Here is a 24861-nt window from a genome sequence, read left to right on the forward strand (position 1 = left end):
GGAGCAAGCCGGGGGCTAGCCGCCTGGAGGAGCGGCTGCGGGATGCCCTCGGGAGGCTCGATGGAGGAAGGGGGACACGGGATACCGAGGAGCCACCCCAGGTACTGGAGCCTGGTGCTCCGCGAGAGGCTCGTGGAGGCCATGCGGGAGGGCATAGTAGTGCCCCAGGGCCTCATAGCCCATGGGAGGGGCGAGTGCTTCGACTACCTGATAGGCGAGGAGACCCAGTGGTTCGCCCGGGAGGCGGCCCGGGCCGCGGCCGCGCTGCTCCTCCTCGCGGAGCACCCCGTGATATCGGTGAACGGTAACGCCGCCGCCCTTGCCGCGGATGAGCTGGTGAGGCTATCGAAGCTCCTCGACGCGCCGCTGGAGGTGAACCTGTTCTACCGGACGGAAGAGAGGGTCCGGAGGATAGCGGAGCTCCTCCGCCGCAAGGGAGCCCGCCGCGTCCTCGGCGTGGAGGATGCAACCGCTCGTATACCGGGGCTCCCCCACCCCAGGGGCATGGTAAGCCCCGAGGGGATCCTCAGGGCAGACGTAGTGCTCGTGGCGCTGGAGGACGGAGACCGGGCCGAGGCGCTCCGGAGGATGGGGAAGCGCGTGATAGCGATAGACCTTAACCCGCTGAGCCGCACCGCGAGGATGGCGGACGTGACGATAGTGGATAACATCGTGCGCGCCGTCCCCCTCATAGCAGGGGAGATCGAGAAGCTGCGAGGGAGACCCAGGAGTGAGCTGGGGGAGATCGTCCAGGGCTACGACAACAACAGGGTGCTGGCGGGGGCGCTGCTCCACATAAGAGAGCGGCTGGAGAAGCTAGCCCGGGAGGGCGTCGCGCTCAACCCGCTCGGGGAGGGCTAGTCTGCCGCGCTCCCGGTAGACGCGGCTCAGCGCCTCGTAGACGATGGCCAGCCGCTCCGCCCGGGGGGCGTCGCGCAGCTCCACCTCGGCCTCGACCCTCGCCGGGGGCTGGGTGAGCACGTAGACCCGGTCAGCATAGTAGGCTACCTCGTCCAGTATATGGTCCACTATCACGACTGTCTTGCCGTGCCGGTGGGCTATAGCATCGACGGCCTCCAGCAGGCTGCGCCGCGACTCCACGTCGAGCCCAGCCAGGGGCTCGTCGAGGAGGAGTATATCCGGGTCCAGGACGAGCATCCTGGCCACCGCCGCCTTCCTGGCCGTGCCGCCGCTCACCTCCCCGGGGTACTTGTCGAGGTGCTCCTCTATCCCAAGGAGCCTGGCCGCCCAGGCAATCCTCTCCTCCACCACCCGGCGCGGGGCGCCCCGGTAGCGCAGCCCCAGGGCTATGTTGTCGCGGAGCCTCTTCCAGGGGAGGAGGAGGTTCTCTTGAAACACCAGCAGCGCCCTCCCCCTCACCACCACCCTGCCCTTGTCGGGCCTCTCGAGCCCAGCTATTATGCGGAGGAGCGTCGTCTTCCCCGAGCCGTTGGGGCCCACTATCCCGACGATCTCCGAGCCGCGAGCCTCCACGCTGACCCCTGCCAGCACGGGGCGGCCGTTGTAGCTCTTCCATACCTCCCGGGCCTCGACCCTCGCTACTGCTGCCTCGGCAGCGCCGCCCATCTCCGGGCCCACTCCTCCAGCCTCTCGAGGACAAGCTTATCCAGGGCCACCATGAGGGTTACGAGGAGCAGCCCCCAGGCGAACACTCCCCGGGGCTCGGCGAGGCTGTAGTAGGAAGCTATCATGTAGCCTATCCCGCCGCTGCTCCCGAACGCCTCGGCAACGACGCTTATCCGCAGAGCCGCTCCGAGGGCGGCGCGGCCGGCGCCCACGAGGGACGGGAGGAGGCTCGGCAGGAGGAAGTCCTTGTAGAGGCTCCAGCGGCCCGCGCCGAGCACTGCGGCGAGCTCGAGGAGCCTCGGGTTGGCGGATTCGAGGCCGGAGAGGAGGGAGGACAGCATTATCGGCAGCGCTACGAGGGCGGCTACCAGCACCGGGGGCAGGGGGCTCAGCACGCCGAAGAGCATGACCAGGACCACAACCCACACCAGGACGGAGACGCTCTGGAGCACCGTGTTGACTGCCCTCAGCGTCTCCCGCGCCAGAGGGCCCAGGGTGTAGAGGAGGCCCAGCGCGAGGGCGGCGGCCGTGCCCAGCGTGAAGCCGGCCAGCGACCTGGCTAGTGTGAGGAGCGTGTTCCGGAGCACCTTCCCCGGGCCCTCCTCCGCCAGGAAGATTATTGACTCCTCCACGCCGGGCACCTGGCCAGGGTAGGCTATGTGGGCTAGCTGCCAGGAAAGGGTTAGAAGCGCGAGCGCTACCGCCCAGCCTGCCAGAACGCGCCCTCCGCCAGAGACTCCGGGCTTGAGCTGATGTAGCCACCCTCCCGGGCCAGCCTCCAGACTGCCAGAATGTTCTCCACCATGCTCTCGGTGAGGCCCTTCTCCTCGTTCATCCTTACCCTCTTCCAGCAAAGCTCCGCCGCCCCCTCGCTGAGCCCATAGCCCTTGACGAGTATGGAGGCCGCCAGGGCCTTATCCCGGTTCCACTTCCTGGCCGCCTCCGCCCTGGCCTCCTGGAGCCGCTCCACGAGCCCGGGGTGGCTCCGGGCCCAGCTGCCCCTGGCGGCGTAGACCACCATGACCCCGTTGTCGCCGACGCTGCCGTTCCAGCTGCGCCAGAAGCCGCTGTATGTAGCCACTATCCTGCCGCCCATGTCGGCGACCATCTTAGAGACCAGGGGCTCCCAGAGGACCACCGCGGCCACGTCGCCCCTCTCGAACGCCTGGAGCAGCTGGGGCGGCGGCGCGTCCACGAGCTGCATCTCCTTCTCAACGTCGATGCCGTAGAGGACCCTCATATAGGCCTTGAACATGGCGTATGTGCCGGTGGGCTTGAACATGCCCACCCTGCGGCCCCGGAGATCCTGGACCGTCTCGATCCCAGAGCCGCGCCTGGCGACCACCGCCTGGTTCTGGTAGAAGTCGACAGCTATTATGACAACGTCGCTGCCGTGCTCGCGGAGCTTGGCCACGAACTCCGCCGGTATCACAGCCGCGTCTAGGTCTCCACGCGCCAGTGCATTGGCGAGGTCGAGCGTCTTGGTGAAGTAGACCACCCTCACGTCTATACCATGCTTCCTGTCGAGCCCCAGCTCCTTTATGACGTCGAGGCTCGAGATGCCGCCGCGCAGCGTGCCGACACGCACTACCGGCAGGGCGGCGCCCTGCTGGCCCGCTGTGCCCGTCTCCGGCGCCTGGGCGCCAGGCCCGCCCCCGTGGATCAGGAGGGCCGCAGCTACAGCGGCTATAGCGGCCAGCGCGGCTGCCACCGCTATCCAGGCGCGTCGGGCCGCCACGCCCGCACCACCCCAGGGTGGTGGCGTAGGGGCCGCCTTTAAGCCGTGATGGGGATGATGATTGGCCCTTGCCCATCCTCCCCGGGCCTCGGGGAGGATGGGCGCATAGACGGGGGCTGACCCCGGCCCCGCACCGGTTAAGAGCCAGGGGCGGGGCTGGCCCTCGGGGCCGCGTCGTGGGGGATGGCGGGGAGCGCAGCGGGGGGCTCGGCCTGGCGGAGGAGGCGCTGGCTGTCGTACTCCTCTTCGGCGTCGTCAGCCTCCTCGGCGATATGAGCTACGAGGGGTTCCGGAGCGCGCTCCCGGTCCTGGTGAGGGGCGGGCTGGAGCTGGGCGGCGTCGTGGGCCTCGGCGAGGTGCTCGCCTGGAGCCTCCGGCCCGCCACGGGGCTGCTGGCAGACAGGCTGGGGGCCTACTGGGGGTTCACCGGGCTCGGCTACGCGCTCATACCGGTGGGGGTACTGGCGGCCTCCCAGGGCGGCGTCCTGCTAGTCCTCGGCTACGGCCTGGAGAGGCTCGGGAAGGCTCTGCGCAGCCCCAGCAGGGACGCGCTCCTCGGAGGACTGGCGGGCGGGAGGAGGGGCCTCGTCTTCGGCCTCCACGAGGCCATGGACCAGGTGGGGGCTGTGGCGGGGCCCCTGCTCGCCTACGCCGCGCTGGCCCGCGGAGCCGGCCTCTGGCTGCTCGCAGTCCCGGCCGCCTTCACGCTCCCGGTGCTCGCCGCCGCGTGGCGCCTCTACCCGAGGAGCGCCGTGCCGGGGCCGAGGAGGAGCCTCCGGGAGTCGCTCGGGGGAGGCTTGAGGGCCTCCCTCTACGTGGCGGCGGTTGGGACCCTTGTAGCAGGCCCCCTCGCGGTCGAGTACGTGGCGCGGGTGCTGGGCGGTGTGCCGCGGGGCTCTGCACCCCTACTCTATGCCGTAGCCATGCTCTCCGACGCGCTGGCCGCCGTGCCCCTCGGCGTGCTCTACGACCGCAGCCCCGGGGCGGCGGCGCTGCTCCCCGCGCTCTTCGGCGTGGCGGCCGGCGCCACGGTGCTCGCTGTGGGAGGCTCGCCCGCCGGGGCCCTGGCCGCGGCCGCGCTCAGCGGCGTCGCCGAGGCCGGGTTCGAGACCGTCGCCCGCGCCATGGTCCGCGGCGGGGCCGGCGGCTACGGGCTCTACGGGCTGGCCCGCGGCGCCTCGGCGGCGGGGTCGATAGCGCTCTACAGCTGGCTCGCCGGCCTAGTGGCGGGCTAGAGGCTTGAACGCATCCCCGCGCCCCTGGGGGACGCGGGATGGACTGCGGCTTCAGGACAGCGTTCCCGCCTGGGCGCCTATGCTTCGCCGGCAGGCGGGTGGACCGGGGGCAACCTCTGCCCCTGGGGCGGCTGGCGGGGCTTGGATGGAGCGGGGAGAGGCTGGAGGAGATGAACCTGGTTACGAGGCTTAGCAGGCTGGCAAGCCTCTCGGAGCCCCGGGAGCCCGGCCCGGATCCAGGGGTCGGCAGGGAGTGGGCGTGGCAGACGCCGGCGTACAGGCTGGCGGCTGGGAGGCTCCTAGGCCTGGGCCCGGCAGGCTCACCGGGATAAAGTATTACCCCTGTTCTCCCCGGTTTAGGGCGCCCTGCGGTGCCAAGGCTGGCCGGCGACTGGTTCGTAGACCTCTTCACGAGCGAGGCCGAGAAGCTCATAGAGTCTATCAGGCTGCGGGGCGGCGGCCGGCAGCTTGAGGGGCTCCCCTCCTACTGGTGGGTGCCTGGGCTCCCCGAGCCTGCCGGGAATAGGCGGGTCGCGGCCGTCGACGGGGGCGGGGGCCTGGAGCCCGCGGGGGGCGCCGGGGCCCTCTACATAGCCAGGGCCTACGGCTACGTGGAGGCGGGGGAGCCGGAGAGGGGGCTGGAGCTGCGCTACTACCCCGTCCGCGAGTCCAGGGTGCTGGACGCGCTCCGGAGCTGGCTGGAGCACAGGATAGCTGTGAGGCTGGCCCTGCGCCTGCCGCCGGGGAGCGTGCTGCTAATGGATGGCAGCCTCTGGGTCACGGTTACCGCCGGGCTGACCGCCCTGGCGAAGCTCGCCAGCCACGGGGCTCAGAGCCTGGGGCTGGTCTACACCGCGCTCCTCAGCGGCTACATGCTCGCCGAGATAGCGGGGCTCGTGAGGGCCGCGAGGGAGAGGGGCGTAACGGTAGCCTACGTCTCGAAGGACCACGGGTTCAGGGCGCTGAAGGAGAAGGTGCTCCTGGAGGCGGTGGCGGAGAGGGTGAGGGCGCTCCAGCCCCTCGCCTCGAGGGCGCTCGACTACTACCCGCTAGCCTTCCGGGAGCAGCTGCTGGAGGCGAGGAGGCTCGTCCCCCACGAGCTGCGCGGCGCGTTCGACGCCGCGCTGGATATGAGCTACCGGGACAGCTTCTTCATAGCCGACGCCGCCGGCCAGGGCCCGGGGTACAGCTGGGTCCTCCGCATGCCCCCTCCGCTGAGGCTCAGCAGGGCGCTGGCGAGGGGCGGGATCAAGGGCCTGGTAGAGCGCGCGGCCTCCCGGGCCGAGGCCCTCCTGGCGGGGGAGCCGGAGGCGGAGGAGTTCCGCTCGCTCGCCGAGAGGCTGCCGGGGCTGCTGGACGAGCTACCCTGCAGCAGGATGATCTACGTGAGGCTGGGGGCGGGGGATGCCCCGCTCCTCGCCGAGTTCCCCGGAGAGCCGGGCTGCTACTACTCCCCCGGCAGGGTGCTGGAGGAGCCGGGCGCCCGGGAGGAGGAGCTGGTGGCGGTGCTCCGCGCCGGCTACGCCGGCCCCGAGTACTATAACGTGCAGCTCGTGGCCGCGCACATGAACGCCACCCTCACCTCCAGCCAGCTTGCAGGCTACATTAGGCTCCTGGAGCAGCTCGCCGCGGCCCGGGGGCTGCAGCTGCGCCTGGCCAGGAGGAGCATTATGGGCAGGACGCTGGCCCGGCGGAGGCGCCGCCTCGTCTAGCCAGGGGATAAGGTCTGGGGCTGCTCTGAGGCCCCGGGGGGCAGGGGCTTGGCTGGGGCTAGGAGGGAGCCCGTCCCGGCTATGCTGCTTCTTCGGGGCCGGGTGCTCGGCGCCCGGGTCCCCAGGGTAGGCTCCCGCTGGCTAGGCGGCCTCATGGTCGAGCTTGAGACGGGGGCGCGCGTCCACCTCCTCATGCCCGGGGCTATAGCCAGGTGGATGCAGAGGGGCGAGAGGGTCGAGGTGCGCTTCCTGGAGGAGCCCGAGAACCTTGGAGGCGTGTACGTCGCCCCCAGGGACACGTTCGAGCTTTGGAGGATCTGGGGCGGGGAGGAGGGGGAGGAGAGGATCCAGGTCTGGCCCCTCTGGAGGAGGGAGGCCCGGCTCGAGCGGGAGAGCGTGCTGGGGGAGAAGGTCTACGAGTACCGCGTCGTCGCCAGGGAGGCTGAGAGCGAGGAGGACTTCAAGGAGATTGTCGGGCTCGAGCAGTACCACTACGCTAGCAAGGAGGAGGTCGTAGCTATATGGAGGTGCCCGGTCTGCGGCGCCTACGCCGAGGCCAACGTGCAGCCCACCTGCCCCCGATGCGGGGTGCCGATGAAGCTGCAGGAGATAAGGGGGAGCCTCCCCTCGAGCCGCTTCATGGTGCTCGAGCTCGTCTCCAGGGAGCCCTACGAGCCGAGGATAGTGGCGTACGTTAGGGTCGACACGCCGATACCCTTGATGCACCGCCGGATAGTCCGCGAGGACGGCAGGGTCGAGATAGAGAGGATGATAAGGGGAGAAGATGTTCCCCCGGGACTGGTTCCACCCGACCTTCTGGCCCCTGGCCTACGCGAGGAGGGCCGAGCTTAGGAAGAGGTTCCAGGAGCTGGCGGAGCTCTACGGCTCGAGGAGGATAGCCCGGGCGGCCGTGGGCGAGGAGATAGCGGAGGAGGCGCTCCGCCGCGCCAACACCGCCGCGGCGAGGATCGCGAGGGTGGTGGTGCACCCCGACTACCGCGGCGACGGCCTCGGCGTCCTAGCGGTTAGGATGGCTCTCGAGTGGATCGCCGAGAGACGGATACCCGAGATGAAGAGGAGGAAGCACGTGGTAGAGACCATAGCCCAGATGGCTAGGTACAACCCGTTCTTCGAGAAGGCGGGGTTCCGCTACATGTGGGACACCGCGAGCGGCCGCCCAGTGCTCATGTACCCGCTGACCCAGGAGGCTCGGAGGAGGATCGAGGAGTTCCTCGAGAAGGACCCCTACGCCCGCCGCCACGGCGGCAGGCTGTTCAGGCCCAGGTACGGGAGGGTTGAGCCCCTAAGCTCGCCAGTAAGGCTCGTAAACGTGACCAAGATGTACAGCGGCGAGCTCGACGTCTCCAGGCTGCCCCCGGGGCTGCAGGAGGTGCTCCGCGCCTTCGGGGCGGAGAGGAGGAGGGGGAGCGCTACGTGCTCCGCAACGTGAACCTGGAGATAGGGCCGGGCGAGGTGGTGGCCGTGGTGGGCGCGAGCGGGGCCGGGAAGACCACGCTCCTCCGCATGATAGTCGGCGCCGCGCTGGGGGAGAGCAGCGAGAAGTACCGGCCCAGCCAGGGCAGGGTCGAGGTGCCAGGCAACGTCAGGCTCGCCGTCCTCCTGCCCGGCGAGATGGAGCCCGGCTTCGGGGAGGCCCTGCTGGAGCACGTCGCCAGGAAGATCGGCGACCCCGCCGCTGCGGTGGAGGTGCTCAACGCTGTGGGGCTGAGCGACGCCATCTTCTACCGGGCGAGGTTCGATGAGCTGTCGACAGGGCAGAAGGAGAGGGCGAGGCTCGCAAGCCTCCTGGCGGAGAGGCCCAACCTCATGATAGTGGACGAGTTCACAGCACATCTAGACAGGCTGACGGCCCAGAGGGTTGCTAGGAAGCTCGGCGCCCTAGCCCGCCGCGCGGGGATAACGCTCATAGTCTCCACCAACAGGCCGGAGGTGCTCAGGGCGCTGGCCCCGGACAAGATAGTGCTCGTGGGCTACGGCTCCGCAGCCGTGGTGGAGGAGAGGGGCAGGAAGGCCGGGGCCTAGCCGCGGCGCCTCCTCTCCTCGTCTCCCTTCCCGCCGCCCGCCGCGCCCGGCGCCTGGCTGCCGGCCTGCTGGGGGTAGGCGGGCTGCACCGGAGGCGGCTGGGGCTGGTATGGGTAGGGGTAGGGCTGGGGGCCGGCGGCGGCTGCACCGGAGGCGGCTGGGTAGGCCGGGGACGTCCACCACTGCTGCTGGGGCTGGGGGGCCGCGGGCCATGGCTGCGGGTACTGCCACGTGGCTGGCGGCGGGGGCTGCTGGGCGGCGAAGGCGCGCTGGTAAGCGGCGCGCAGGTCCTCGTCCAGCAGGTGTAGGTAGATCTGGGTCACCTTGATATCGTGGTGGCCTAGCAGCCTCTGCACCACGGGGAGCGGCACGCCGCGGCGGAGCGCCTCGGTGGCGAATGTGTGGCGGAGCACGTGGGGCCTCACCCTCCTCGGGTCGAGGCCGGCGCGGCGGGCGAGGCTCTTCAGCCTCTTGTAGAGCCCACTGTAGCTTATCCCCAGCAGCGGGTCGTCCGGCCCGAGGCCGGGGTTCAGGGCTAGCCAGAGGGCCAGGGCCTGCTCCGTTAGGGGCCCGTAGAGGACAACGCGCTCCTCGCCGTACTTGGCGTTCCTCACCCTTATCTCCCGCCTAGCCGTGTCTATATCGCGTAGCCGGAGCCCTACCGCCTCCTGGGCGCGGAGCCCGGTCTCGAAGAGGAGCGCCACTATCAGGAGGTCCAGCGGGTCGCGGGCCGCGTTGAGGAGCCTCTCAACCTCCTCCGGGCGGAGCGCCTCGATCCTGGGGCTCCTGGGCTTCCTCACCACGGGGACCTTAACCGGGAGGCCCAGCCACTCGAGGAAGCCACGGAGGAAGAGCGTGTAGTAGTGCATCGTTGTCTGCCTCTCCCTCCTCTCGTCGAGGGACCCGCCGCCGGGGCTCCTGGGCCTCCTGAGCCCCCGGGTGAGACGTTCGTATATCCAGGCTGAGACGTCGCTGCTCGTCACCTCGCGGAGAGGCTTCCCGGCTATGAAGTCTAGGAAGTCGCTTATTGCCGCCCGGTACGCCTTCACGGTCTTCGGGCTGGCGCCGGCGGCGGCGAGCGCTGCGAGGAAGGCCTCCATCGCCTCCCGGTTGCTCCTCTCGAGCAGCCCCGGCGGGGGCGGCGGGAGGTCGAAGCGTGTCATCGCGCAGCCCACCCCTATAGCTTGCTGCCTCGTCCCGGGGCCGCCGGGCTGCGGCTCCATAGCTACCCGGGTAACACTCCGCCCCGGCCTCGCCGGGATTGCGGGGCCCGCCCACATGCTTACGCGATTCTAACGTTCCAACATTTAAGATGAAGCGTTATGCTTTAAATAGATTAGCAGCGTGGAGTAGAGTCGAAAGCCTGGCTCGTCGGGTGGCGAGGCTATGACTGAGGAGCAGGGCCTACCTTTCGGCGAGAAGTACATCCCTGCCATCAAGCAGCTGATGGAGATTAGGCGTGAGAGCCTCGATAACCTCGAGAAGTTCTGGGACGAGAAGGCCCGCGCGCTCATCTGGTTCAAGTACTGGGACAAGGTCCTCGACGACTCCAACCCGCCCTTCTACCGCTGGTTCGTGGGCGGCGTCACCAACATAACCGTCAACGCCCTAGACCGCTGGATGAACACCGAGGTCAAGAGCAAGGTCGCCTACTACTGGGAGGGCGAGCCCGGCGACACCAGGGTGATAAGCTACTATGAGCTCTGGCGCGAGGTAAACAGGTTCGCCCAGGTCCTCAAGAACCTCGGGGTTAAGCCCGACGACCGCGTGGTAATCTATATGCCTATGATACCCGAGCTGCCCATAGCCATGCTGGCCGCCGCCAGGATAGGCGCTATACACAGCGTTGTGTTCAGCGGCTTCAGCCCCAAGGCGCTCGCCGACCGCATAGTGGATGCCAAGGCTAAGGTGCTCATAACCGCCGACGGCTACTACCGCCGCGGCAAGGTCATAAACCTGAAGAAGAACGCTGACGAGGGCGTCAAGCTGGCCGAGGAGCAGGGCGTTAAGGTGGAGAAGGTACTGGTGGTTAAGAGGAGCGGGCTCAACCTCGACGTGAACATGGTTGAGGGCCGCGACTACTGGTACGACGAGCTAGCCAAGGAGGTGCCCCACAACGTCTACGTGCCCCCGGAGCCCAGGAAGAGTGATGACGTACTCTTCATACTCTATAGCAGCGGTACAACCGGCAAGCCTAAGGGCATAATGCACAGCGTCGGCGGCTACATGGTCTGGGTCTACTGGAGCTTCAAGTGGACCTGGGACCCGAGGCCCGACGACGTGATGTGGACCGCCGCGGACATAGGCTGGATAACCGGCCACACCTACATAGTCTACGCGCCCCTCATGCACGGCATGACCAACGTTATGTACGAGGGTGCGCCCGACTACCCGCAGCCCGACCGCGTCTGGGAGATAATAGAGAAGTACAGGGTGACGATACTCTACACGAGCCCGACCGCCATAAGGCTGTTCCGCAAGTACGGCGACGAGTGGGTGAAGAAGCACGACCTCAGCAGCCTCAGGCTGCTCGGCACCGTGGGCGAGCCGATAAACCCCGACGTGTGGAAGTGGTACTACGAGGTCGTCGGCGGCGGCAAGCTCCCGATAGTGGACACCTGGTGGCAGACCGAGACCGGCGCCGCGATGATAGCCCCGGCTCCAGGCATAGCCCTGGTGCCCCTGAAGCCCGGCAGCGCCACGTACCCGCTGCCCGGCGTGGACGCCGACGTGTTCAACGACAAGGGCGAGCCGGCGAAGCCCGGCGAGAAGGGCTACCTCGTGATAAAGAAGCCGTGGCCCGGCATGCTGATGGGGCTCTGGGGCGACCCGCAGCGCTACATAAGGACCTACTGGCAGAGGTTCAGCCAGCCCGATAAGGGGATATGGATCTACTACCCCGCCGACTACGCTGTGAAGGACGAGGACGGCTACATCTGGATGCTGGGCCGCGCGGACGAGGTGCTGAACGTAGCGGGCCACAGGCTGGGCACCACGGAGATAGAGGACGCGATACTAACCCACCCCGCCGTGGCCGAGGCCGCTGTGGTCGGTATACCCGATCCCATCAAGGGCGAGGTGCCCCTCGCCGTAGTGGTGCTCAGGGAGGGCTACAAGCCCAGCAAGGAGCTCGAGGAGGAGATCAAGCAGAGCGTCCGCAAGGCACTGAGCCCGATAGCCGTGCCGAGCAGGGTGCTCTTCGTGAACAAGCTGCCAAAGACCAGGAGCGGCAAGATAATGAGGAGGCTGGTAAAGGCTGTCGCCACCGGCGCCCCGCTGGGCGACGTAAGCACTCTGGAGGACGAGGCCAGCGTAGAGGAGATCAAGAAGGCCTGGGAGGAGTTCAAGAAGGCTGTCGAGGAGAGCGAGCGCCTGCTCCGCGAGAGCAGCTAAGCCCCCCGGGGGAGCGGCGCTCCTCTTTTTCCCCGCGCCCGGAGGGGCTCCCCCGGGAAGGCTTCTAGCGTTTCAGCTCCTCTATCAGCGCCTCGGCCAGCCTCACCGCGGGGTTTATCCCGGTGGCGCGGTAGAAGCCCTTGAACTCCGGGACGCCGTTGACCTCGTTCACCAGGTAGCCCCTCTCCCGCGTCTCGAACACGTCTATCGACACGAAGAACCCCTTCACCGCCGCCGCTGCCCTTAGGACGAGGTCCTCCAGGGCGGGGTCCGCGTTGTAGGCCTCGGTCCTCGCGCCTAGGGCTACGTTGCTCCTCCACTCGCCGCTGCCGGCTATCCTCCTTATGCATCCGAGGAGGCTGCCAGCCATCACTATGCAGCGTATGTCGCTGCCCCCGGTGTCGAGGTACTCCTGGACTATCATGCTCCTCGTCTGGCTGCAGGGCAGGCCCTGGCGGAGCCTCGCGAGCTGCTCCAGCTCCACGGGGTTGTCGACGCGTGACACGAGCCTGCCCCAGCTGCCGAGCGGCGCCTTGATGACTACTGGGTAGCCTAGCTTCTCCGCGGCCTTCAGGGCTGCCTGGGGGCTTGAGGCGTAGAAGCTGCGGGGCGTGGGCACCCTCGCCGCGGCTAGCCGGGCGTAGGTCAGCATCTTGTCCCCAGCCAGCATTATGGTCTCGGAACGGTTCACGGTGAATACCCTGGCTGCCTCGAAGCTCGCAGCGGCGTAGGCAGCGCGGTACATGCTTATAGGCCTTATGACTGCCGCGTCGAAGCTGTTGCTCCCTACCTCGAGGGGCATAGAGCCAGCGTCCACCGTCTCAGTCTCGGCCCTGGAGCGCAGCACGTCGAGCAGCATGCGCTCCTCCATCCGCACCACGTCCACTACGAGAGCCACCCTGGGCATGGCTAGAACGCCTCCACCCCTGGGCCCCAGTAGTCGCGGAGCTCGAGGGCCTCGATGGCCTCGAGGCCGGTCCTGGATATGGCCTCGGCCAGCATCCTGGCGAGCCTCGCGTCGAGCACCACGGGAACGCCGAGGTCCACTGCTAGGCGGCGGATGGCGTAGTCCCGGTCGGGCGCGTAGTCCGTGGTCATGATCATGCCGGCTGAGCCGCTCCTTATGAGGCGCAGCGCCTGCTCCACCGGGAGCGGCTCGGCCCCGTCGGCCTCCATGCCCTCTACCGTGTATATCCTGTAGCCCCTCTCTGCCATCAACCTCACGGCTTCCGAGAGCTCGCGGCGGCCCCTGCCGGTGGGCGTGTAGACGAGGATCACCCCGCCGGGGGGCGGCAGCTGGTTGCCCTGCACGCTCAGCCAGCTCTTGAGCAGCGCCTCTGGGAGGCTGCGGCCGAGCGCCGCCACCTCGCCGGTGCTCCTCATCTCAGGGCCTAGGCCGGGGTAGGCCCCCCGCAGCCTCTGCCAGCTGTACTGGGGGCTCTTCACCCCCCACCAGCCCGCCGGGCGGAGGAGCTTGAAGCCCTCCTCGCCGGCCTCGAAGCCGTACCTTATCCCTCCCCTGAGCGCCGCCTCGGCGGCTGCGCGCATCAGGTTGTAGCCGGTGGTCTTGCTGGTGAAGGGCATCGAGCGGCTGGCGCGGAGGTTCAGCTCCACCACGTAGACGCTCCCATCCTTTACGAGGAACTGTATGTTGAATGGGCCCTTTATCCCCAGCACCTCGTTGAGCGTCTCAGCCACTCGGATCATCTCCCTGACCACGGCATCTGGGAGGCTGAACCAGGGGATCACCATGGTTGAGTCGCCGCTGTGGACCCCGCCAGGCTCGATATGCTCTATCACCGCGCCGACTGCCCGGCGACTGTCCCCCACCGCGTCTATCTCAGCCTCCACGGCTCCCTCGAGAAACTTGGACACGACCACGGGGTACCTGGGCGAGACCCTAGCGGCCTTCTCTATATAGCTCCTCAGCTCCTCGGGGCTCCACGCGATCTTCATAGCGGAGCCGCTGAGCACGTAGCTGGGCCTCACGAAAACCGGGTAGCCGGCCTCCTCGGCGAAGCGGAGCGCCTCCTCAACGCTCGTGGCCGCCGTCCACTCGGGCTGCTTTATCCCTAGCTCCTCGAGTAGCTGGGAGAACTTCGCCCGGTTCTCGGCCCGGTCGACGCTGCTGCCCGGGGTCCCCAGGAGCCGGACCCCCCTCTCTTCGAGCGGCCTGGCCAGGTTGTTCGCTATCTGGCCGCCGAGGAAGGCGACCACGCCCACGGGCTCCTCGAACCTATATATGTCGAGGACGCGTTCGAGGCTGAGCTCCTCGAAGTAGAGCTTGTCGTTCATATCCCAGTCTGTGGAGACTGTCTCGGGGTTGTAGTTCACCACGACGACCTCGTAGCCGAGCCTGCGCGCCTCTTCGGCGAAGCTCGCCACCCCCCAGTCGAACTCGACGGAGACGCCGATCCGGAAGACGCCGGCGCCGAGCACCATTATCCGCGGCCGCCCAGTGGTTATAGGCTTATCGTCCTCGTACGCGCTGTAGCTCATATAGAGGTAGTTGGTCGCCGCTGGCCACTCGGCGGCGAGGGTGTCTATCTGCCTCACCCTGGGCCTCTCGAGGCCTATGCTCCGCCTCGCCCTCTCCACCTCCTCCACGCTGAGCCCGGTGAGCAGCGACACCTGCTCGTCGCTGAAGCCGAGCCTCTTAGCCTCGGCGAGCAGCTCGAGGAACTCCATGCTCCTCGGCCTTGCGCGGCGGAGGGCCTCCGCCACCTCGACTATCTCCCGGATCTGGTTGAGGAAGTAGGGGTCAATCCCCGTGGCCTCGTAGATCTGGCCCACGCTCGTGCCAAGGCGGAGGGCCTTGGCCACCCATATGGGCCAGTAGGGCTCGCGGCTGCGGAGCCGCCTTAGGACGCTCTCTAGGCTCTCCGGCTCCTCGTACCTGGGCCCGGCCACCACGCCGGGTTCGCCTATGTCGAGCATCCTTATAGCCTTCTGCAGGGCTTCAGCGAAGTTCCTGCCTATAGCCATGACCTCTCCTATGCTCTTCATCTCGCTGCCAATGCTCTTCTCCACGTTGTCGAACTTGTCGAGGTCCCAGCGCGGCACCTTGACGACTACATAGTCGAGGCTGGGCTCGAAGCAGGCGCAGGTCCTGCCGGTGACGCGGTTGAGCAGCTCGTCCAGTCGGTAGCCGAGGGCGAGCTTGGCCGCTATGTAGGCTAGCGGGTAGCCGGTGGCCTTGCTCGCTAGGGCACTGCTCCTGCTCATCCTGGGGTTGGTCTCTATCACGTAGTAGCCCCGGCTGTCCCTCGGGTTGAGGGCCAGCTGCACGTTACCCTCGCCAACCAGGCTTATGGCCTCCGCCACCCGGAGGCTGGCCTGGCGGAGGAGCTGGTACTCCTGGTCGGTGAGCGTCTGGCAGGGCGCTACCACCACCGACTCGCCGGTGTGGACCCCCATGGGGTCGGCGTTCTCGAGGCAGGCCACGGCCACGCTGATGCCATACTGGTCGCGGACCACCTCGAACTCTATCTCCTTCCAGTGGTGGAGGTACCTCTCCACAAGCACCTCGCCGGAGCCCGACTGGGCGAAGGCGCGGGCAAGCCACTTCTCCAGCTCCCCGCGGCTCCGGGCCACCAGGCTCCCGCCGCCGCCGAGGTTGAAGCTCACCCTCACTATCACGGGGTAGCCTATCCTCTCGGCGGCCTCCAGCGCCTCCTCAATGCTCCTCGCCGGGACGCTGGGCGGGACGGGGAGCCCAGCGGAGACCATGGCCTCGCGGAAGAGGCCGCGGGACAGGGCCTTCTCGATCCCCTCCACCTGGGTGCCTAGGACGCGCACCCCGTAGCGCTGGAGCACACCGCGCCGGTGCAGCTCGACCCCTAGGCTCAGGGCGGTCTGGCCGCCGAAGCCTAGGAGGATGCCGTCGGGCCGCTCCCTCTCGATGACCTTCTCCACGAACCAGGGCTTCAGAGGGCCCAGGTACACGTGGTCGGCCAGCCTGTAGCTGGTCTGGATGGTGGCTACGTTGGGGTTCACCAGTACGGTCTCAATACCCTCCTCGCGGAGGGCCTTGAGCGCCTGGCTGCCACTGTAGTCGAACTCGGCCGCCTCAGCTATCTTTATCGCGCCGCTCCCGAGCACCAGCACCTTCCTCACGTCAATCCTCCTGGGCACTTCCACGCACCCCCTGCTTTACGTCGACCCCGCTACCTCCTCCCCGCGACCATCTTAACGAAGAGGTCGAAGACCCAGGACGAGTCCCAGGGCCCCGGGCCCGCCTCCGGGTGGAACTGGGTGGCGAGCACCAGCCCGTCCCTGCTCCTCACGCCCTCCAGGGTGCCGTCGTCGGGCTGCCGGAACCAGGGCTCCAGCCCGGTCCCTTCCAGGCTGTCCCAGTCTATAGCGTACCCATGGTTGTGCGTCGTCACCATGCAGCGGCCGGTGCCCAGCTCCACCACGGGCTTGTTGACGCCGCGGTGGCCGTAGGGGAGCTTGTAGGCGCGGGCCCCGAGGCCGAGGGAGAGGAGCTGCATGCCCAGGCAGACGGCGAGCACCGGCTTGCCCGAGGTGGCCACCTCCGCCGCCACCCGGGCCTGGGCCCGGAGCAGCGCGGGGTTCCCCGGCCCGTTGCTGAGCACCACAGCGTCGTAGCCGTCCAGCAGCTCGTCCGCCCCCGCCGTGCAGGGGTAGCGTGTCACCTCCACGCCACGGTGGAGGAGCTGGCGGAGTATCCCATACTTCACCCCGCAGTCGAGCATCGAGACCCGGGCCCGGGGGCGGCCCGGCGGGCTATGGGTTATGGGCTCCCTCGGGCTCGTCTCCAGCGCGAATAGCCTCTCGTCGTAGGACTTGGAGCTGGAGAGGACCCGGGCCAGCTCATCCCAGCTGGGGGGCTCCTCGTCGAGCGGGTAGACGGAGAGCACCCCCATTATGACGCCGTGCTCCCTTATCCTCTCCACGAGCATCCTGGTGTCGACCCTATAGATGCCTGGCACGCCCTCCCCGCGGAGCCACTCATGGAGGCTCATGGCCGAGGCGTAGTGGCTCGGCTCCGGCAGCTCGGCGACCACGAAGCCCTCCACCTGTATCCTGTCGGACTCGTAGTCCAGGGGGATGCCGTACACCCTCCTAGCCCTGCTGGGCACCCCATAGTTCCCGACCATGGGGTGGGTCTCTACGAGTATCTGGCCACGGTAGCTGGGGTCGGTGAGGCTCTCCGGGTACCCCGTCATAGCGGTCGTGAACACTACCTCCCCCACCCTGGTGGCGGGGGCGCCGAACCCGCAGCCCTCGACGCCGAGGCCGTCGGCTAGCAGCAGCCGAGCCCCCAGCCCCGTGCGGCAGCGTAGCAGCGGCATCCTGTAGACCCTGATCTCACCTACCTGCATCCCCGGGCCGCCTCCTCCGCCCTCTCCACAAGCCTCCTCCACGAGCCGCTGAGCCTCCCGGCCAGCTCCTCCAGCTCGCCCGCGTCGCGGGCCAGCCTCTCCCTAGCCCCCGCCAGGTCGGCCGGGCCGCGGCAACCGGTGCGCCTCATCCCGACAAGCTCCATGGGGTCCTCGACCCCCAGCTCTCTCAGCAGCTCGCGGCCCCTGCCCTCGCGTATGGCCTTGGCGGCCTCCTTGTAGGCCTCGCGGAGCGGCAGCCCCCGGCGGAGGGCGAGGAGCTCGGCCAGCTCAGCGCCCCAGGCCATGTAGGCCTCGGAGAGCCGGCGGAGCCTCTCCGTATCGAATTCTAGGCCGGAGAAGAGGTCGGCCAGCACCCTCGCAGCCTCGGAGGCGTCTCGGAGAAGGCTGTAGAGGAGCGGGTTCGCCTCCTGGAGGTCGAGGTTGTAGCCGTAGGGGAGCCCCTTCTGCACAGCGAGGAGCCCCGCCGCGAGCCCCGCTGCACGCGCCGCCCGGGCCCGGAGGACCTCCAGGGTGGCGGGGTTCCTCTTATGAGGCATTATGCTGCTCGTCGCCACGTGGCCCTCGGGGAGCCGGGCGGCCGCCACGTAGGGGCTTGAGAGGAGTATCAGGTCCCCCGCTATCCTCGAGGCCTCAACCAGGAAGGCCGCGGCCGCCAGCCCGGCGGCCGACACGTCTAGCCTGCCCCCGGCCGCGTAGAGACTGCTCCCCAGCACGCCCCCGAAGCCCAGGAGGCCCGCCAGCTCGGAGGGGTCGAGCCCGGCGAGGCTGCCGGCCCCCGCGCTCGCCCCCAGGGGGCTCCGGTCCACGAGGGGCAGGACGCCGGCCAGCAGCCGGTAGGAGGAGGCGAGGGCCTCCTCCCAAGCCTCGAGGAGGCAGTCCAGGGTTGCCAGCTGGCTAGGCTGCTGGTGGGTGTGGAAGAGCACGGGCACGCCACGGTACTTCTCGGCGAGCTGGAGGAGCCTGGACCGGGCCTCCAGGATCCACCGGAGCGTCTCGGCGACGCGCTCGAGGGTGTAGAGGCGGAGAGCCGCCGATACGTGGTCGTTCCGGCTCCTCCCTATCCATATGTAGGCTGAGGCGCCCCCGGTCCTCGCCGCAAGCCAGTCCTCGAGGGCCTCGAACACGTCCTCGTAGCCGGGCCGGAGGAGCTCGCCGGGATCCTTGGCGAGCGCCTCTAGGAGGGCGGCGAGACTGCGGCACGCCGCCTCCCGGGGTATAATCCCGCGCTCCGCCAGGTGGAGGGTGTGGGCGAGGAGGACCCGGACAACATACCTATAGATCTCATGGTCGTGGCCGAGGCTGGTGGTGTACTCGTAAACCAGGCCCGAGCCCTCGCCGATGCCGGCCTCCTCCCGATACCTCGGCAATAACCCACCATCCTCCGCCCGCTGCTACCCCCTTATCAACGCAGCGCCCCCAGGGGGTTCGGGAGGCCTGGACTCCGGGAGCCCTCAGCCGCGGAGCCCCCGAGCCTTGGCGGCCGCTAGGCTGTGGAGGCTCCAGATGGTTATGAAGCCCCGGGCCTCCTCATCGCTCGGGTACCAGCCCTTGTTGTAGTCTATGACCTCGCGGCTGTAGCTGCTGTAGGGGCTCCAGCGGCCGACGACCTGGAGGCTACCCTTATACACCTTCATCTTGACTACTCCGGACACCCAGCGGTTGAGCTCATCCACAGCCTTCTCTATCACTAGCCTGAGGGGTTCGATCCAGAGGCCCTGGTAGACCAGGTCGCTCCACTCCTGGTCCAGGAGCCTCTTGAACCTCAGCTCCCTAGGGGTATAGACGGCCTTCTCCAGGTCGCGGTGGGCCTCTATGAGCGTGAGGGCGGCGGGGGCCTCGTAGACCTCGCGGCTCTTAAGCCCGACCACCCTGTTCTCTATATGGTCTATCCTACCGTAGCCATGCGCCCCCACGAGCTTGTTCAGCATAGAGACTATCTTGGCCAGGCTCATCCTCTCCCCGTTGACCGAGACCGGCACGCCCTTCTCGAAGCCTATCTCGAGGTAGAGGGGCTGGTTGGGCGCCTTCTCCGGCGCCACGGTCCAGGCGAAGGCGTCCTCTGGGGGCTCGGCGAGAGGGTCGTCGATGGGGCCCCCCTCTATGCTCCTGCTCCACAGGTTCTCGTCGATGCTGTAGGTCTTGTGGAGCCCTGGAGGCTCGAAGCCGTTCCTCCTCAGTATCTCGACTGCCTTCTCGCGTGTGAGCTTAAGCTCGCGGACCGGGGCTATGATCTTGAAGTCGTCGCCCAGGTGGTAGCGGAGTACTGTGTCGAAGCGGACCTGGTCGTTGCCCTTGGCCGTGCAGCCGTGGGCTACGGCGTCGGCGCCCTCCCTCTTGGCTATCTCGGCCACCTTCTCGGCTATCAGTGGCCTGGCCAGCGCGGTTCCGAGGGGGTAGCGGTCCTCGTAGAGCCCGTTAGCCTTTATTGCCATGGATATGTAGTTGTTTGCGAACTCCTCCACGGCATCTATAGTGTAGTGCTTGTAGGCGCCGAGCTTATAGGCCTTCTCCTCAACCCCCCGCAGCTCCTCCTCTTGGCCAACCGAGACTGTGACCGTGATTACCTCGTGGCCCTGCTCCCGGAGAAGCGCGAGTATAGCCGAGGTGTCGAGGCCGCCGGAGTAGGCTAGCACAACCCTCAAGCTCCTGCCCCCCGGGCTCCTGGGCCGATACTGTCTATTAAACTACGTGCACTAGCCGGTGCACGCTAGGGATAAAGCTCCTCGGAACCCGTTACACAGGACACTGCGTGTTGCAGGAGGGGCTGGAGGGGTTGGCGGCCCCGAGCTTCTCCGAGATAGTCCGCAGGTTGGTGGACGCCGATCCCTGCATCCAGGAGTGCCTGGCCCGCGGTATAGCCAACTACTCCGAGCTGGCCCGCCGTATCAAGCCGGTGGCGGAGAGAGAGGTCGGGCGGAGCGCCAGCCTTGAGGCCATAAAGGCGGCGCTGGTCCGCTACGCCTCGAGGCTCCGGGGCCAGGGGACGAGGACCCCGCAGAGGAAGCTGCTGGAGATCCTGGCGAGGAGCGCGCTGGAGCTCCGCACTGGGGTGACCGTGGCTACTGCGAAGATCCACGCCCTGCCCAGGCTTGCGGAGGCTGTCGCCGAGCTTGCGGGGCGTAGCAGGCTGCTCTTCCTCATGCAGAGCCTCTCCAGCGTAACGGTCACGGTTAGCAGCGAGTACTTCGGCCGCATAGAGGAGAAGGTGGGCCGGGAGAACTTCATAGAGGTTTACCCGGACCAGGCGGTGCTAGTGATAGTTAGCCCGCAGGAGGTGGTTGAGACGCCGGGCTTCGTGGCGCATATAACCAATATTCTTGCGAGGAACGGGATAAACATATACCAGGTGGAGTCCGTCTACACGGACACCATACTCGTCCTAGGCCTAGACGACGCGTTGAAGGCCTTCCAGCTCCTCCGCGAGGCGATTGAGGTTGCGAAGAGGAGCCTAGAGGAGGCCGGGGGAGGCCGCGGCTAGAAAACCTGCTCCACCAGCTTGTAGTAGAGCTCCGCTATCAGCACCCCGGTGCCGGCCGCACCCCGGAGGGTATTGTGGCCCAGCACCAGGTAGCGGAGCAGGGGCTCGCCCTCCAGGGGCAGCGAGGCCCTCCCCACAACCACGCTCATCCCACGGCCCGTCCTCCTATCCAGCCTCGGCTGGGGCCTATCGGGCTCGCGGCGCACCACTATAGGCCTCTCCGGCGCTGTGGGGAGCCCCAGCTCCTGGGGCAGGCTCCTCCACCCCTCCCAGGCCTCAACCACCTCCTCGACGCCGCCGGGCGCCTTGGAGAGCCTCGCCACCACGCTCTCCAGGTGGCCGTCGAGCACCGGCACCCTGGTGGCGGTGGCCACCACGCGGAAGCCTGCGGGCCTGACCTCGCCGGCCTCAAGCCTCCCGAGGATCTTCCTGCTCTCCCTCACAACCTTCTCCTCCTCGCCCTTTATGAAGGGGATTATGTTATCCACTATAGCGTAGCCGGGGACTCCGGCGAAGCCGGCGCCGCTTATCGCCTGCATGCTGGTCATGTAGACCTCCTCTAGGCCATAACGGTCCAGGAGAGGCTTGAGGCTGAGCGTCAGCACCGCCGTGGTGCAGTTGGGCACCTTGAGTATCGCCCCGCTCCAGCCGCGGCGCTGGCGCTGCACCTTGACCAGCTGTATGTGCTCCCAGTTGGCCTCGGGGTTCAGCAGGGGCACGTCCGGCTCCATGCGGTAGACGCTGGCGTTGGACACCACTATCTTGCCCATCCGGGCCAGCTCGGGCTCTATCCCGGCTGCAACCTCCTTGGGGAGAGCCACAAACACCACGTCGGCGTCGCGCACAGCCTCCGGCCTGGTGGGCCTCAGCTCCAGCTCAGCGGCCTCATCGGGGAACGGCTCGTCTATATACCACTCCACTGCCTCGCCGTAGCGCTTGCCCACCCTCCTCTCGCTGGCGGTGACCGCCTCGAGGCTGAACCAGGGGTGGCGGGCTAGAAGGCTCACGAACCTCTGCCCGACGAGCCCGGTTGCGCCGAGGACTGCCGCCCTTAGTCGATCCGCCACTGGGAGACCACCTCCTCGTGGAGCTTCTCGGCTATAGCCCAGGACTCGTCGGGCTCAACAAATGTTACGAGTATCGGGCTGCCAGGGGCCCAGAGGATGCTCTTCACCCCGCCGAGGCCCGCGGCCTTCTCCACCACGTTGCCCGAGACGTCGGGCTCGCGGAGCCCGTCGCCCACCACGCTGACGGCTGAGGCGTCCTCCACCTCCACCTCGGATACTATGTGGCCCAGCTCCTCGGAGAGGGCCTTGGCAAGCTTCTCGGCGCTGTCGCGGCGAACGGCGAGGCTTACCCTCGTCTCGGTTATAGGCTGCATTATGGCGAGTATGTTTATTCCCAGCCTGGCCGCGACTCCCGTGATCTTGGCGGCTGTGCCTATCCTCCCCACGAGGCCGCCGCCTACCACTGTTACGAGGGAGATACCCTCACTCACCACCACGGCCTTCAGGGGCGGCGGCCCGCCCTTGCTGTCCACCAGGGTGGACTGGCTGGAGCCGGGCATAGTTATCCTGACCCTGGTGCTGGTGCCCATGACCGGCTCGAAGGTCTTGGGATGCATCCTCTTAGCCCCCAGGAGGGCCAGCTCCATGGCCTCTGCGAAGCTGAGCCTCTCAATCACCCTCGCGTTCTTCAGCCTCCCGGGGTCGGCCGTCATGACGCCGGGTACGTCGGTGTAGAGCACCACCTCGTCGGCTCCGAGGAACCGGGCGAGCAGCGTGGCGGTGTAGTCGCTCCCGCCCCTTCCCAGGAGGACTATACGGCCCTCCCGGGTGCCGGCCACGAAGCCGGTGACCACGGGGACTACGCCGCGCTCGATGACCGGGAGGAGCTTAGACCTCACCATGGGCTCGGAGGCCTCGTAGTCGACTACCGCCTCCCAGGGGTCACCCTCCGCTATTATCCCGGCCTCGCGGCCGCCGAGCCAGACGGCCTCAACCCCGTTGCTGCGGAGCGCCGCCGCCATGAGGGCGGCGGAGAGCCGCTCGCCGAACGAGACTATAGCTGCCCGGGCGTTGCCGGTGGCCTCCCCTATAACCTTCACCGCCCAGACGAGCTTGAACAGCTCATCGAACAGCCTGCTCAGCTCCCCCAGCACGCTGGTAAGCTCCCTCTCGCTGCTCACCGCGCCCCTGGCGGCGGAGTAGTAGCGCTCCATTATCCTCCTGAGCCTGGGCTCCCAGCCGCTGGGGCTCTCGAGGATCTCTATCAGCTCGTCGGTGACACCCTTCATAGCCGAGACTACCACTACCACCTGGTAGCCCTCCTGCCGGAGCCTAGCCACCTCCTGCGCTGCAGTGATGTAGCCGGAGGCGTCGCGGAGCAGCGAGCCCCCGAACTTGGCGACCAGCAGGCCTCTAGCCATACTACACCACCCCCAGCGCGTAGGCCGCCGAGACTAGGTCGCTCAGCATGGCGGAGGCCGTCGCCGAGGGGCCCGCGCCGGGCCCCACCAGGGTTATCGGCTCAGCCTCCGCGGTCTCTATGAGCGCCGCGTTGTAGACCCCCTCGACCCTGTAGAGCGGGTTCTCGGGCCCAACCTCCACCAGCTCCACCACCGCCCTCCCCGCGCCCGGCTCGACGAGCGCCACGTACTTGAGCCTCTTCCCCCGGGCCGCCGCCTCCGCCGCCCGGCGGAAGGCCTCCTCGTCCACGCGGTTCAGCCGCTCCACCTCGAACACTGTCTTCGGGGTCCCCAGGGTGCAGGAGACTATAGCCGCCTTGGCCGCGAGGTCGTGGCCCTCGAGGTCCGCGCTGGGATCCGGCTCGGCGTAGCCCCTGGCCTGGGCCTCCCTCACCGCCTCCTCGAAGCTCATGCCCTTCTCGGCGAGGCCTAGCACGTAGTTGGTGGTGCCGTTGAGCACGCCCTGGAGTCTCTTCACCCGTCTGCCCGCAAGCCCCCAGCGCAGCACATCGATGAGAGGGGTGCCCGCCATGACGGTGGCCTTGTAGAAGACCCGGCGGCTCCAGGAGCCCCGGAGGAGCCTGCTGCAGCTAGTAGCGAGCGGAGCCTTGTCAGCCGCCACCACCGCGCCGCCCGAGGAGAGGACGCGCTCATACCAGGAGAGGGCCTCGCCCGGCGAGTCGTAGCGGCTTGGAGTAGCGTCGACGAGCACGTCGATATCAAAGCGCTCGAGGGCCTCGGCCACGCTCCCCTCGAAGCCGCCCTCCAGCCTGGAGAGGCCGCCGCGTGGCGCACGGAGGGCGGCCTCCACCCTACCCCAGTCGAGGCCCAGGCTGGAGCCGAGGAAGCCCCTGCTGTCAGCTATGAAGACGAGCCGCGGCTCGAGCCCGTAGCGCTCAGCGAGAAGCCCTTGTCTCTCGGCGAGCATGCGCGTAAACGCCCTACCAACATTGCCGAAGCCCGCCAGCCCGATGCGCAGTGTATGCGCCACTGGAGGCCCACCCTTGTGGGCCCGAGGCCGCCGGGGCTCTTAAGAGCCCCCCGGCTCCGGGGTCTCGACGCTGGCCTCAGCCTCCCTCTCCGCGCGCCTCCTCGCCCGCTCTATGAGACCCTGAAGGATGCTGAGGAACCGGAGCGGGTCTATCGAGACCACGCCTAGCATCTCGGCGAACCTCCTGACACCCTCATCGTTGGTCACCAGCACACCCTGGGTCTCAAGGGCCAGCAGCACAGCGTCCAGGTCCTCTATGCTGTCCAGCACGCCGTGCCTGGTAGCCTCCCTGTAGCGCTCCCGGAGCCCCCGTATCAGGGCGCCCAGCTTCTCCCTCCGGGCCTCCCTGCTGGCCACGCCGCTCGGGTACATGCTACCGGCCTCGAAGGCGCGGCGGACATGCTCCTCCGCCACCCGCAGGCCCCTCGTCACCCTGTTGCGCATCTCCTCTACGTAGGCCCTGAGCACCGTCGCTGGGAGGCTTATCTCGTGCCTCGCCGGCGGCTTTATGGTTATCCAGGTCGCTAGCGCCTCGAAGCTCTGTATAGTCACCCCGTTGGCCTGGAGGAAGCGTCGGGCCTCCTCGTAGACCGTCGGGGGCATGTATATCTCCAGCCCGTAGCCGAGCCGGGCCTCGGCAAGCATCCCGGCAAGCACCCGCACCGCCTCGTCAAGGCTGCCCGCGCCCAGGATTGCACGGAGCCGGGGGTCTGTGACCGCGCTAGTGTCAAGCACGTAGACCCTGAGCCTCCTCTGCAGCTTCTCCCTCATCGCCTCACCACCGCTGCCGCCGCCAAGGATCCCCCGGGGAGGACACATCAACAGCGCCCCGTAGCCCTCCCACTAGG

Annotated in this window: 19 protein-coding genes and 1 pseudogene; 7 read left to right on the plus strand and 13 right to left on the minus strand. The window is 67.9% G+C overall.

The window, feature by feature from the left end; genetic code table 11:
• Positions 1-60: 60 nt before the first annotated feature.
• Positions 61-861 carry a 4-phosphopantoate--beta-alanine ligase gene (locus tag CF15_RS01840; RefSeq protein WP_058370271.1) on the plus strand — a complete coding sequence of 267 codons (801 nt, stop codon included), beginning with the start codon at positions 61-63 and terminating at the stop codon, positions 859-861.
• Here CF15_RS01840 and CF15_RS01845 read toward each other — a convergent pair.
• The 3 genes from CF15_RS01845 to CF15_RS01855 are packed head-to-tail and all read right to left on the minus strand — an operon-like array spanning position 817 to position 3325.
• The gene (locus CF15_RS01845; protein ID WP_168371209.1) at positions 817-1587 is read right to left on the minus strand and encodes an ABC transporter ATP-binding protein; all 771 of its coding nucleotides are present in this window, start codon (positions 1585-1587) and stop codon (positions 817-819) included. The genes CF15_RS01840 and CF15_RS01845 overlap by 45 nt on opposite strands.
• Positions 1560-2228: an ABC transporter permease subunit gene (locus CF15_RS01850; RefSeq protein WP_058370273.1), complete on the minus strand. Its 669-nt coding sequence runs from the start codon at positions 2226-2228 to the stop codon at positions 1560-1562. The genes CF15_RS01845 and CF15_RS01850 overlap by 28 nt, the downstream gene beginning before the upstream one ends.
• Before the next feature lie 56 nt (positions 2229-2284).
• Positions 2285-3325, minus strand: a complete 1041-nt coding sequence (locus CF15_RS01855; protein WP_058370274.1) for an ABC transporter substrate-binding protein — start codon at positions 3323-3325, stop codon at positions 2285-2287.
• Between the two features lie 176 nt (positions 3326-3501).
• Here CF15_RS01855 and CF15_RS01860 point away from each other — a divergent pair, with 176 nt between their 5' ends.
• From CF15_RS01860 to CF15_RS09350, 4 genes and pseudogenes are all read left to right on the plus strand, one after another.
• Complete coding sequence (locus CF15_RS01860; RefSeq protein ID WP_058370275.1) at positions 3502-4560, plus strand: MFS transporter; 1059 nt, start codon at positions 3502-3504, stop codon at positions 4558-4560.
• 38 nt (positions 4561-4598) lie between these two features.
• Positions 4599-4892: a hypothetical protein gene (locus CF15_RS01865; protein WP_058370276.1), complete on the plus strand. Its 294-nt coding sequence runs from the start codon at positions 4599-4601 to the stop codon at positions 4890-4892.
• 39 nt (positions 4893-4931) lie between these two features.
• The gene (locus CF15_RS01870; RefSeq protein WP_058370277.1) at positions 4932-6272 is read left to right on the plus strand and encodes a DNA double-strand break repair nuclease NurA; all 1341 of its coding nucleotides are present in this window, start codon (positions 4932-4934) and stop codon (positions 6270-6272) included.
• An 81-nt stretch (positions 6273-6353) separates the two neighbouring features.
• Positions 6354-8315: pseudogene (locus tag CF15_RS09350) on the plus strand (GNAT family N-acetyltransferase).
• On the opposite strand, the gene CF15_RS01880 reads toward CF15_RS09350, so the two are convergent.
• Positions 8312-9478: a tyrosine-type recombinase/integrase gene (locus tag CF15_RS01880; protein ID WP_083494432.1), complete on the minus strand. Its 1167-nt coding sequence runs from the start codon at positions 9476-9478 to the stop codon at positions 8312-8314. The pseudogene CF15_RS09350 and the gene CF15_RS01880 sit on opposite strands and share 4 nt — an antisense overlap.
• 223 nt (positions 9479-9701) lie before the next feature.
• Between CF15_RS01880 and acs the strand changes: the two genes are divergently transcribed.
• Entirely contained in the window at positions 9702-11708 is a 2007-nt protein-coding gene (acs, locus tag CF15_RS01885) for an acetate--CoA ligase (RefSeq protein ID WP_058370278.1), read from the plus strand.
• Between the two features lie 64 nt (positions 11709-11772).
• Here the strand turns inward: acs and CF15_RS01890 are convergent, their stop codons facing one another.
• From CF15_RS01890 to CF15_RS01910, 5 genes are all read right to left on the minus strand, one after another.
• Entirely contained in the window at positions 11773-12615 is an 843-nt protein-coding gene (locus CF15_RS01890; RefSeq protein ID WP_058370279.1) for a RimK family alpha-L-glutamate ligase, read from the minus strand.
• 2 nt (positions 12616-12617) lie between these two features.
• Positions 12618-15842, minus strand: coding sequence for a carbamoyl-phosphate synthase (glutamine-hydrolyzing) large subunit (carB, locus tag CF15_RS01895; protein WP_058370280.1), 3225 nt, complete (start codon positions 15840-15842; stop codon positions 12618-12620).
• Positions 15843-15874: 32 nt separating this feature from the next.
• Positions 15875-17026: a glutamine-hydrolyzing carbamoyl-phosphate synthase small subunit gene (gene carA / locus CF15_RS01900; protein ID WP_058371341.1), complete on the minus strand. Its 1152-nt coding sequence runs from the start codon at positions 17024-17026 to the stop codon at positions 15875-15877.
• Between the two features lie 20 nt (positions 17027-17046).
• Positions 17047-18444 carry a lyase family protein gene (locus CF15_RS01905; protein WP_058370281.1) on the minus strand — a complete coding sequence of 466 codons (1398 nt, stop codon included), beginning with the start codon at positions 18442-18444 and terminating at the stop codon, positions 17047-17049.
• Positions 18445-18528: 84 nt separating this feature from the next.
• Positions 18529-19719: an argininosuccinate synthase gene (locus CF15_RS01910; RefSeq protein WP_058370282.1), complete on the minus strand. Its 1191-nt coding sequence runs from the start codon at positions 19717-19719 to the stop codon at positions 18529-18531.
• 131 nt (positions 19720-19850) lie between these two features.
• On the opposite strand from CF15_RS01910, the gene CF15_RS01915 reads away from it, so the two are divergent.
• Entirely contained in the window at positions 19851-20555 is a 705-nt protein-coding gene (locus tag CF15_RS01915; RefSeq protein ID WP_058370283.1) for an ACT domain-containing protein, read from the plus strand.
• Here CF15_RS01915 and asd read toward each other — a convergent pair.
• From asd to CF15_RS01935, 4 genes are read right to left on the minus strand one after another with little or no spacing between them, the layout of a single operon-like run.
• Entirely contained in the window at positions 20552-21622 is a 1071-nt protein-coding gene (asd, locus tag CF15_RS01920) for an aspartate-semialdehyde dehydrogenase (RefSeq protein WP_058370284.1), read from the minus strand. The two genes, CF15_RS01915 and asd, sit on opposite strands and share 4 nt — an antisense overlap.
• On the minus strand, positions 21607-22983 hold the full coding sequence (locus CF15_RS01925; RefSeq protein WP_058370285.1) for an aspartate kinase: 1377 nt from the start codon (positions 22981-22983) through the stop codon (positions 21607-21609). The genes asd and CF15_RS01925 overlap by 16 nt, the downstream gene beginning before the upstream one ends.
• Position 22984: 1 nt before the next feature.
• Positions 22985-24013: a homoserine dehydrogenase gene (locus CF15_RS01930; protein WP_058370286.1), complete on the minus strand. Its 1029-nt coding sequence runs from the start codon at positions 24011-24013 to the stop codon at positions 22985-22987.
• A 39-nt stretch (positions 24014-24052) separates the two neighbouring features.
• Entirely contained in the window at positions 24053-24832 is a 780-nt protein-coding gene (locus CF15_RS01935) for an RNA ligase partner protein (RefSeq protein ID WP_083494434.1), read from the minus strand.
• Between the last annotated feature and the right edge of the window lie 29 nt (positions 24833-24861).

Origin of the sequence: Pyrodictium occultum (assembly GCF_001462395.1) — an archaeon.
Taxonomy (GTDB): Archaea; Thermoproteota; Thermoprotei_A; order Sulfolobales; family Pyrodictiaceae; genus Pyrodictium; species Pyrodictium occultum.